This window comes from Vicinamibacteria bacterium, assembly GCA_035620555.1.
Classification (GTDB): domain Bacteria; phylum Acidobacteriota; class Vicinamibacteria; order Marinacidobacterales; family SMYC01; genus DASPGQ01.
The window spans coordinates 1-8,948 of record DASPGQ010000468.1 but is presented as its reverse complement, the minus strand read 5'-3'; the positions used below and the strand labels follow the sequence as shown (position 1 = coordinate 8,948).

Sequence of the window (8,948 nt, the reverse complement as noted above, 5' to 3'; positions counted from 1 at the left end):
AGTCATTCGCACCCGAGCGGCTGAGGGCGGCGGCCCGGATGAAGAGCTCGAGATCGACGCGAACTCGTCCGCGTGGTCGCCCGATGGGGTGCTCTTCGTGGAGCGGAGCGGCGACATCTGGGTGTGGGCGCTCGCAGAACGCTCCGTGTCCCCCTTTCTCGAGACCCCCTTCAGGGAGAGAAACGTCGCCCTTTCCAAAGACGGCCGCCTGGTGGCGTACGATTCCGACGAGACCGGGCAGACGGAGGTCTACGTCCGAACGTTCCCGGATTCGGGAAAGCGGTGGCGCGTCTCGACGGAAGGCGGCCGACACGCAGCATTTCGACGCGATGGCGGTGAGATCTATTACGTGACCGCCGACGGCTGGCTCGTAGCGGTGACCGTGACGCTCCGGCCTTCGACCGGGGCAGGAACCCAGGAGGACCTTCGGTTCGGCCAGCCCCAGAAGCTCTTCGCCCTCGATCAAAAGGATGAGGCTCGGGCGCGCCAGTTCGACACGCTCGACGGCGAGACGTTCATCGTGAACCGCACCCGGCGCTCGGGCTCGAGGACTCCCCTGACGCTCGTCTTGAACGTGGACCTAGAGGAGAGGGCTCCCCGCCCGGACTGACCCCTGGACCTCACTCCAGCGGAGGTCATGCGCTACATCGGACGGACGGCCTTGATCCGGAACAAGGAAGCGGTAGCCCATGAAAAGCTTACTTGAGCGTCGATCTCGGCGGGTTCCACGCGCCGTCGCGAACAGCCTCATTTCGCCGAGACACATCCTCATCGGCTTATTTGACCATATTTTCGTCATTTAGTATGTTATATGACGATAGACATGTCGCGGGATCAGGACGAAACGCCTGTCATCGAGCGCATTCCGGACTTGAAACGATGGCTCGCGAGGAAGTCTCACTTCCTCCTGGGGCCTCGGCAAACGGGGAAAACTTTCCTTCTCAGACGCGCCCTCCCCGCGGCGAGGGTCTACGACTTGCTGGACAGCTCGGTGTTTCTCGCTCTGAGCCAGCGACCGGGTCGGCTGGAAGAGGAGCTGCGCCCGAGCGATCGCCTGATCGTCGTGGACGAGATCCAGAGGTTACCCGAGATCTTGAACGAGGTGCACCGTCTCATCGAATCGCGCCGGGTGCGATTCCTCCTCACCGGATCGAGCGCGAGGAAACTGCGTGCCGGCGGAGTGAACCTCCTCGGTGGACGCGCCCGCACAAGATACCTCCATCCCCTGTCGTGGCGCGAGCTGGGGGCTCATTTCGATCTACGCCGTGCGATCGAGCGCGGACTTCTCCCATCGATCTATTTCTCCGACGATCCGAAGGCTGACCTCGACGCCTACACCGGGACGTATCTCCAACAAGAAGTGGTAGCCGAGGGCGCCACGCGGAACGTCCCCGCTTTCAGCCGGTTTCTCCGAGTGGCGGCGCTGGGGAACGCGACGGTCGTCAACTTCACGGAGGTCGCGAACGACGCCCAAGTACCCCGGACAACGGTCTACGAGTACTTCGAGATCCTCAAGGACACGCTCATCCTTCATGAGGTGCCCGCCTGGAAGGAGTCCAGGACGCGAAAACCTCTCGTGTCTTCCAAGTACTATTTCTTCGACGTTGGGGTGGTTTCGGCTCTGCAGGGACGACTCGTCCGTCCTGGCACCAACGAATTCGGGCCAGCTTTCGAGACCTATCTTTTCCACGAGCTCCTCTGCTACCGCGACTATGTGTCCTCGGATCCCATCACCCACTGGCGCTCCGCGTCCGGCTTCGAGGTCGATTTCCTTCTGGGGGACCACACGGCGGTCGAAGTCAAGGCCAAGGAAACAGTGTCGTCCCGGGACCTGAGGTCCCTCCACGCTCTTGCGGAGGAAAAGAAGCTGAAGCGCTACCTCTGCGTCAGCCTCGAGCGACGCCGCCGACACACTGGCGCCGTCGAGGTAGTAACGCTGACCGATTTCCTCGAGGCTCTGTGGGCAGGGGAGTACTCGTAACGTGATCGTCCGGAAGAACGAGTTGCTGAGCGGGGACGCCTCGTGGAGAGTCTCATGCAGTGCGCAATGGTCGATCCGGACGGAGCCCGATTCTTGTTCGCCGCCCCCGCGGGAGAATCGCATCCTTCAGAGATTCGCGTCGTAGGCCACGATGAATCCGCGATACCAGGTGACGAACCGTCTCACGGTGAATCCCTAGCCGGGGACCGAAGCCGCTTCTGTATCTCCTCCGAGTGGTAACAGAACTCTCAAATCGCGAGCCGGTAGCCGGCCTTTCGCACGGTGAGGATGTGCCGGGGCGAGGCGGGGTCGTCCTCGAGCTTGCGGCGGAGCTCGGCGATGTGGGTATCCACCGTCCGGCTGACGACGGATTCGGAGTATCCCCAGACTCGTCGCAGCAGGTCGTTCCGCGAGACGACGGCGCCCCGCGCGCGCATGAGCGTCATGAGGAGGTCGTACTCCTTCGGCGCGAGCTCGACGGTCTCTCCCGAGCGCCGCACCGTACGCGACCGGGGGTCGATGGAAACGGCGCCGAACCGGAGCGCGGCGGAGCCGGAGCGATCATCGTCTCCGAACCGCGTCCTACGCAGCAGGGCCTCGACCCTCGCGAGGAGCTCGAGGAGTCCGAAAGGCTTCGTGACGTAGTCGTCGGCTCCCAGACGGAGCCCCCGCACCTTGTCCTCTTCGGCGCCCCGCGCGCTCAAGATCAGAACGGGCATCAGCAGCGCCTCTTCCCGGATCGTCCGCAGTATGCGAAAGCCGTCCTTCCCCGGGAGCATGAGATCGAGGATGACGAGATCGGGCTCGAGGCGGCGCGCGCTTTCTAGTCCGCTATCGCCGTCGGGGGCGATCTCGACGTCATAGCCTTCGATCTCGAGGTTGTTCCTGAGCCCGAAGGCGAGGTCTTCGTTGTCCTCGATCACGAGAACGCGGGTCACGGAAGCGCGCCTTCCTCGACGGGCGGCGAGGGGAGCTCGATGACGATGCGCGCACCTCCGCTGGCGCCCGCTTCAACCACGGCGCGCCCTCCCTGGCGCGCGACGAGGTCGCGCACCACGGCAAGGCCGATGCCCGTGCCCGCGACTGAGGAGGTGCGCTCCCTTTCGAGCCGGTAGAAGCGTTCGAAGACGAGCTCGCGCTCCCGCGGTGGAATTCCAGGGCCCTCGTCCTCGACGAAGAGGCGGGCGCACCCGTTCGCCGGTTCGACTCCCACGACGACGCTCTGCTTGCGCGGGCCGTACTTGACGGCATTGTCGAGGAGGTTCAGGAGCACTTGACGGAGAGCATCGGGGTCCACCGACGCCTCGACGCCCGGCTGGAAGCGCGTCTCGATGCGCACACCGGTGCCGTCGACGAGGGGCTGGAAGGAACCGATCACTTCACGCACCCGGGGCTCGAGCTCGATTGACTCGGGCGAGAGCGCGACGCTGTCTCGCTCGGCACGGGAGAACTGGAGGACGTTGTCGACGAGGTGCGAGAGCCGGCGAACCTCGCGGTTGATGACCTCGAGCGAGCGCCTCGCTTCGGCGTCGGAGCGGACCCTCCCGAGAAGGAGCGTCTCGGCGAACATTCGAATCTGAGTGAGCGGCGTGCGGAGCTCGTGCGAGACGCTCGCGACGAAGTCGCCCCGGAGCTTCTGGAGCACGCGCTCGCGCCGCAGATCGACGACGACCGTGGCCATGAGTGCGGCCGCGAGCAGGAGGAGCGCAGCGAGGAGGGGAAGACGCGACGGCGGAAGGCCTCCGATGACGAGCGCCGACGCGCTCGCGGGGTCGATGGACGCGACGACGCGCGAGCCTTGGAGCACGCCCCCGTACTCCTCTTCGAAAACCGACGCCGCTCCGAAGCGCGCGTCGTAGACGCCCGCGGATCGAAAGCGCTCGACGCCGCCGTGATCGGAGAGAGCGACGGCGACGGCGGCGTTCGGGACCTCGCCCCGTCCCAGCGTGGGAGGAAGGAGCGGCCGGTCCTCGAACGCGCCCCGGATGAACGGAGCGAGGGCGTCGAGATCGACCTCGAATCCGACTGTCGGCGCGCCGTCGCGAAGAACGACGGCCACCGGGGCGCCGTTCACGATCCCCTGGAGGCTCAGGTAGGGCTGGTTCTTGCCGCGCTCGCCGCCGAGAGCCGACGCGAGCCAATGCGACAGCTCACCCGGGACCTCGGTCTCGGCCGAGAACGCCACGGATCTCCCGGGGTCGGCTGCGAAGAACCGCCGGACGAGCGGGAGCGCCGCGGCGAGCTTCTCATCGGTGCTCGATCGAATCGCCGCGACTCCCTCGTCGAGCTCGCTAGCGGCTCGAACGTTGTCGGCGAGCGCCGTCACGAGAGGGTAGTACCCCTCGTAGCCGATCTTCGCCGCCGTCCGCCTCACGAGCTCGTCGGCGGCGAGCGCGGCGTAGTCGCGGAGGACGCTCTCGGCGGCGGCCCGATGCGACTGGACGGCGTAGTGCGCCTGCCAGGCCAGCACTCCGGTCGTGAGAAGAATCAGGACGAGTAGGACGGTGCTCCTCGATCGGCGATAGGGCGAGCGGCCGAAGAGCGGCATCGTGGAAAGTCTAGCACCGCGCGAGCTCGTCGTTTCCGGCCTCACCGAGAGCTGACAGAGACCTGACGTGTCCCTGACGGAAGGCTATCGACACGCGGACGTCCACGATGGGAACACTACGGTATGCTCGCTCTCGAAGGAGGACGGAGCCATGTGGACGCTCCCTCTCGCGGTCGCGATCGCCTCGACGTTCGTTCTGAAGGCCGAGCCCAATCACACCACGATCGGCTTCATCGTACCCATCGCCGCCGGGATGACGAAGGTGACGGGCAAGTTCACCCGCTTCGACGTCGAGCTCGTGTACGACGCGGAGGAGGTCGCGCGCTTCAGGGTGAAGGCCGACATCGACGCGAGCAGCATCGATACCGGAATCGACGACCGAGACGCGGACCTCCGCGGCGAGTCCTTCTTCGACGTCGCGCGCCATCCGCGGATTCTCTTCGAGAGCGAGAACATCGAGCGCCGCGGTGATGGCTATGTGGCGAAGGGAACCCTCACGATGCGGGGGCACACCAGGCCGCTCGAGCTCCCGTTCCGCGTCACGAGCCTCAACTGGCACGAGGGGGCCCCCATGGTGGGCGTGGCGAGCGAGATCGCGATCGATCGGAACGAGTACGGAATCGGCTCCGACTGGCGTCACACACTGTTCCCGAACTTCATCGGTGACGACGTCGAAGTCGAGATCTTCCTCTGGACTCGGCCGGGAAAGAGGCTCGAGCCGGAGAACGAAAGGAGCGAGCGATGAAGATCGCGGGAACGATTCTCTTACTGGCCGTCGCGGTCCCGGCGGCGTCACAGATCCCGGACGAGTTCACGAACCTGAAGGTGCTCCCCGCCGACATAGCAAAGGGCGCACTCGTCCAGACGATGCGGGGGTTCTCGTTCGCTCTCGGCGTGCGCTGCGAGCACTGTCACGTCGGCGCCGCCGATTTCTCCAACGCGGATTTCGCCTCCGACGACCTCGAGCCGAAACGGGTCGCGCGTCGGATGCTCCAGATGGTGAAGGCGATCAACGGAGAGCACATCGCCGGGCTCGGGCGGACGGAGACGCTCGACGTCTCGTGCTTCACCTGTCACCGCGGCGTCTCCCGGCCGGAGCCGATCGAATCGATTCTCTCGGGCACCATCGAGGAGTCCGGGCTTCAGGCGGCGATCGCGAAGTACCGAGAGATGCGCGAGGACCATTACGGGAGCGCGAGCTACGACTTCCACCAGGTCCCGTTGAACCGTCTCGCCGAGGACCTCATGGCGGCGGGGAAGCCGGCCGAAGCGGCGGTGATTCTCGAGCTAAACGACGAGTTCAACCCCGACTCGGGATGGATCCATCAGCTCCAGGGCGAGGCCTACACCGCCGCGGGCGAGCGAGAGAAGGCGATCGCCGCGCTCGAGAGGGCTCTCGCAATCGACCCGGAGAATCCGCGGGTGAAGGCGAAGCTCGAGGAGCTGCGGAAAGAGAAGTAAGCCAGGAGAGAAGAGCGGGACATCCCCGATTCGACCGCGCGGAAGCTACCGCGCCTTTCCGTCGTACTGCTCGTCGGTCGTCTTCTCCAGCCAGGTGATGCCGCTCCCGAACCCGACCGCCACCTGGATGAAGTGCTCGTGGGGCGCCGCTCCGTGCCAGTGCTGCACCTTCGGTTGCGTGTAGTCGCTGTCACCCGGTCCCATTTCCCGCATGCGCTCGCCGCGCTTCTGGGTCCGGGCCCTTCCCTCTTCCACGAAGAGGAGCTGGCCGTGATCGTGGAAGTGCCAGGCCGAGCGAGCCCCCGCTTCGAAGCGCCGGCGCGAGATGGTGAGACCTTCGGGCTCGAGTGCGGTCGACACTCCGGTGAAGCGTGGATCGTCGGCGGGCCGCTGCTCGGTCTGGGCGTGCGTCGCCCAGCGGACCGTCAGCAGCACCACTCCCAAAAGCCACAGCGTCCATGCGGGTTTGCGCAACAAACCTACTGCTCCCATATCGCCCCCCCTTCACTTCAGTGGCGAGTAGTCTGCGGCGTTGAGGAACATCGACTCCACCTTGGCCACGATGCGGCCATCGACCTGCGACTCCTCGCTCACTTTCTTCCACTCCGGATCGTCCCGGAACGCCTGCCAGCTCGCCGCCGCCGCGTCCCGGTCGCGGTGGGCCAGGATGTAAACGAGCGTGTTCTCGGAGGCGGGCGCGTCCTGGGGCGTCCAGTAGCCGACGTTGGTCATCCCGTGCTTCTCGAAGATCCGCATCGTGTGATCGCGGAAACGCGCGTTCAAGTTGGGGAGTTTCCCCTCGGGAGTGGTGTAGGTGCGGAGCTCGAAGATGCGCGGCTCCCCCTGCGCCCGGACGTCTCGAAATATACCGACCAGGCTCCCGAGCGCGAATCCGATTCCGATGGCCGCTGCGAGAACGAGAGGGCGTTCGATTCGATTCATCATTGGCTCGCTCCCTTCCGCGAACGCGGTCGCGGAGACCGCCGACCGGATTATGTCCGATCTACCATCGGTGGCTTCCGCCGTCGTGGGGCTCCCCTCATGGAGAAAGTTCAGGAGACGCCGCACCGCCTCGTCCGTTCTGACGCCGGCCGATCTGACTGATTACTCCGCCCGCAGCACCACCACCGGGTCGACTCGACTCGCGCGTCGCGCGGGGAGAAAACTGGCCACGACCGCGACCGTCGCCAGAAGCAGTGGCACGAGGACGAGAGTCGCCGGGTCGCTCGATTCGACGCCGAACAGGAGTGCCTGCAGCATCCGTCCCGTAGCGAGGGCACCGATGAGCCCGAGAGCGATGCCCGCCATCACCAGCACAACGCCCTGCCCCAACACCCAGCGCGCGATTCCCGAAGCGGTCGAGCCGAGCGCCATGCGCAAGCCGATCTCGCGCTGCCGGCAGCTCACCGCGTAGCCCACGACACCGTAGAGACCGAGGCTGCCGAGAACGAGCGCCATCCCGGCAAAGCCCGCCGCGAGCACCATCGTGAACCGATGCACCGAGCGCGCGTCACGCGCGTAGTCCTCGAGAAGACGCACGTTGGAGACGGCGAGGTCCTTGTCGATGGCGGCGAGCTCTTCTCGTACGGGAGCGACGAGGTCGAGAGGCTCTCCGCTGGCTCGAACCGCAAGCCCCATCTGGTTTCGTGCTCCCTGGGCGAACGGTACGAAGAACTGCTCGCGGAGCTCGAACCTCGGATCGTGATGGCGCATGTGCCGGATGACGCCCACGACCTCGGCCCAGACGGGCACGAATCCCTGCTCGGTGCGCACCTCGATCTCGATCTCCTCGCCGAGTGGGCTCGTGCCGGGCCATGCCTTCGAAGCGAGCCGGTCGTCGATGACCACGACGTGCCGGCTGTCTCCATCGTCGCTATCTTCCAGAAACCGGCCCTCGACGAGCTCCGCGCTCACCGCGCGAAAGTAGCCGGGCGATACGACGCGCCCATCCGCTTCGTTCGCCTCGCCTTCGGTCTCGGACCGCAGCCGGTAGGGCGACGACCAGTTGGGAAGATCCGAGAGCGGGAGCTGGTTGATGGCTCCCGCGGCGACGACACCGGAAATCTGCCCCACCCGGCGTTCTAGCTCGCGAGTGAAGTTATCGAGCTCGATGCCCGATCCGTAGCGCTGATGCGGGAGGGTGAGCTCCATCGTAAGCACACCTTCGGTACGGAATCCGAGGTCCACCCGCTCGAGCTGCTCGAGAGTTCGGAAGCACAGGGTCGCGCCGACGGAGAGCATGAACGCGAGAGCGAGCTCCGCGACCACCAGCAGACTGCGCCCCCTCCCGCCGAACCCACCGACGGGAGCACCCGATCGGAGCGCCGAATAGAGCTGCTGTCTTCGTGATGCCAGAACGGGAGCGAGCCCGAAGAGAACTCCGCAGAGGAGGCTGGCCCCGAAAGCGACTCCGAGAACGATCGGGTCGGCGATGATCTCGTCCGGGCGAGGCAGACCCCTCGGCGCGAGCGCGAGGAGAGGCCGGAGCGCGAGGCTTCCGAGCAAGATGCCTCCGAGACCGCCGAAGGTCGCGAGAACCAGGCTTTCTATCAAGAGCTGCGAAGCGATTTGGCGACCCGATGCTCCCAAAGCGGAGCGGAGCAGCATCTCCTCTCGACGTTGCGCAGCACGAGAGAGCAGGAGGTTCGCGACGTTCGCGCAGGTGATGAGAAGCAGGAGGCCCGTTCCCACGAGAAGGGCGAGAATGACCGGTCGCGCTCTACCCACCGCGTCCCCCTTGAGAGAAACGACGTTGAATGCGCGGCCCGTGTCACGATACTCGGCGAACTCCGATTCCACTTGCTCACCGATCGCGCGGATCTCCTGACGGGCTTGCTCCAGCGTCGAGCCCTCGCGGAGGCGACCGACGGTGCGGAGGTAGTACAGGAGCCGGGGGCCCGACTTGAGGTCGTGACCGAAAGGAACCCAGAGGTCGAGGTGCGTGGCGACGCCGGCATC

Annotated in this window: 9 protein-coding genes; 4 read left to right on the top strand and 5 right to left on the bottom strand. The window is 65.7% G+C overall.

Translation table 11 applies throughout. The annotated features are described in order from the left end of the window. Together VEK15_18960 and VEK15_18955 are read left to right on the top strand one after the other, a co-directional pair. A partial coding sequence (locus VEK15_18960; protein HXV62787.1) for a hypothetical protein occupies positions 1–610 on the top strand: 610 nt, incomplete at its 5' end. A 213-nt stretch (positions 611–823) separates the two neighbouring features. Beyond that, positions 824–1,981: an AAA family ATPase gene (locus VEK15_18955; protein ID HXV62786.1), complete on the top strand. Its 1,158-nt coding sequence runs from the start codon at positions 824–826 to the stop codon at positions 1,979–1,981. 248 nt (positions 1,982–2,229) lie between these two features. On the opposite strand, the gene VEK15_18950 is transcribed toward VEK15_18955, so the two are convergent. Next, positions 2,230–2,919 carry a response regulator transcription factor gene (locus tag VEK15_18950; protein HXV62785.1) on the bottom strand — a complete coding sequence of 230 codons (690 nt, stop codon included), beginning with the start codon at positions 2,917–2,919 and terminating at the stop codon, positions 2,230–2,232. Beyond that, positions 2,916–4,529 carry a HAMP domain-containing sensor histidine kinase gene (locus VEK15_18945; GenBank protein ID HXV62784.1) on the bottom strand — a complete coding sequence of 538 codons (1,614 nt, stop codon included), beginning with the start codon at positions 4,527–4,529 and terminating at the stop codon, positions 2,916–2,918. The genes VEK15_18950 and VEK15_18945 overlap by 4 nt, the downstream gene beginning before the upstream one ends. A gap of 67 nt (positions 4,530–4,596) precedes the next feature. On the opposite strand from VEK15_18945, the gene VEK15_18940 reads away from it, so the two are divergent. Continuing rightward, entirely contained in the window at positions 4,597–5,274 is a 678-nt protein-coding gene (locus VEK15_18940; GenBank protein HXV62783.1) for a YceI family protein, read from the top strand. After that, positions 5,271–5,990, top strand: a complete 720-nt coding sequence (locus tag VEK15_18935) for a c-type cytochrome (protein ID HXV62782.1) — start codon at positions 5,271–5,273, stop codon at positions 5,988–5,990. Before VEK15_18940 ends, VEK15_18935 begins: the two co-directional genes overlap by 4 nt. 45 nt (positions 5,991–6,035) lie before the next feature. Here VEK15_18935 and VEK15_18930 read toward each other — a convergent pair whose 3' ends face one another. The 3 genes from VEK15_18930 to VEK15_18920 form a co-directional block, all read right to left on the bottom strand. Then, complete coding sequence (locus VEK15_18930; GenBank protein HXV62781.1) at positions 6,036–6,482, bottom strand: cupin domain-containing protein; 447 nt, start codon at positions 6,480–6,482, stop codon at positions 6,036–6,038. A gap of 12 nt (positions 6,483–6,494) precedes the next feature. Next, positions 6,495–6,935 carry an NIPSNAP family protein gene (locus VEK15_18925; protein ID HXV62780.1) on the bottom strand — a complete coding sequence of 147 codons (441 nt, stop codon included), beginning with the start codon at positions 6,933–6,935 and terminating at the stop codon, positions 6,495–6,497. A gap of 159 nt (positions 6,936–7,094) precedes the next feature. Next, positions 7,095–8,948: FtsX-like permease family protein (locus VEK15_18920; protein ID HXV62779.1), on the bottom strand; the 1,854-nt coding region annotated here is incomplete at its 5' end.